The organism is Oleiphilus sp. HI0117 (assembly GCF_001635235.1).
This window is the reverse complement of the sequence record NZ_LWGA01001085.1, coordinates 1-897: the sequence shown is the minus strand read 5'-3', so window position 1 is coordinate 897 and position 897 is coordinate 1. Positions and strand designations below refer to the sequence as shown.

Annotated in this window: 2 protein-coding genes; both read right to left on the bottom strand. The window is 42.0% G+C overall.

The annotated features are described in order from the left end of the window. Nucleotides 1–240 (bottom strand): hypothetical protein (locus A3757_RS19500; protein ID WP_197470143.1); only part of this gene is annotated, 240 nt, incomplete at its 3' end. Between the two features lie 160 nt (nt 241–400). Then, nucleotides 401–838 carry a hypothetical protein gene (locus A3757_RS19495; protein WP_068553596.1) on the bottom strand — a complete coding sequence of 146 codons (438 nt, stop codon included), beginning with the start codon at nt 836–838 and terminating at the stop codon, nt 401–403. Nucleotides 839–897 lie beyond the last annotated feature (59 nt).

The following is an 897-nucleotide window of genomic DNA, read 5'->3' as shown; positions in this document are numbered from 1 at the left end:
AACTGAGTGGCTGATACGTATGCAGGCAATATATTGTCTGCTGCTATTCTCTTGAAGGAGCAGGTGTGTCGAGTTGTGGTCATATTGGTCAATGACCTGCTCAACATGAGTGAGTCCGTCAAAGTCTTCTTTGCTCTGTTTAAAACGTATTTGATAAGCTATACGTTTTTGTTCTTCACTGTAAGCACAGACAAAGTTGAACTGTGCGATGAAGTTATCTACCAGCTGAAGTGATTGCATTGCTCTACCTACGATTACAGTAAGGGGCGATAGATATAGCTTAAGAAAACGCTATGACTTTGTAATCAAGTCTCCGATAAACGGTCAGTTTTAAGGCTGAGTAGTCGCCAGAACGAAAATAATGAGAAGTGCATCAAATACGCGCTAAACAATATTAAGCCTACAAGGAAGTTAGTTTTTCCTTAATCGTAAATTTATGGGGAGAGTCTATCAGCTCGACAATGTGGTCAGCGAGCACGTTTGCTTTAACTGGTAGGGTGAGCCAGCCCGCCAGAATTTGTAGGTGTTTTTCATTCTTATCGCTTGGCAGGGAGTGAGGGTAGTGAGCACTCACGCCCAGACAAATCGCATTGGCTTGCAAGGGCGATTCAATAAACTTATTTAGCAGTCCGCTTTCGGCAACGCTTCCTTTTCCGTCAGGCTCAAGATTGATAATAATTGCATCGAACTTCCTATTTTGAAGATATTCTTGGGCTATTTGGGCTGAGGTCGTGGTAAAAACCAAATAGCCCCGTTGTTCCATTTCGTCGACCATGCCGTGAAATATATCGATACCGTAAGTACCGATGATAAGAATCTCTTTCGCTTTTTCCTGCATAATTTCTACCTTAGAAATATCGGAGTCAAAATACTAGCTGGCCCGAATTATTAAAAACC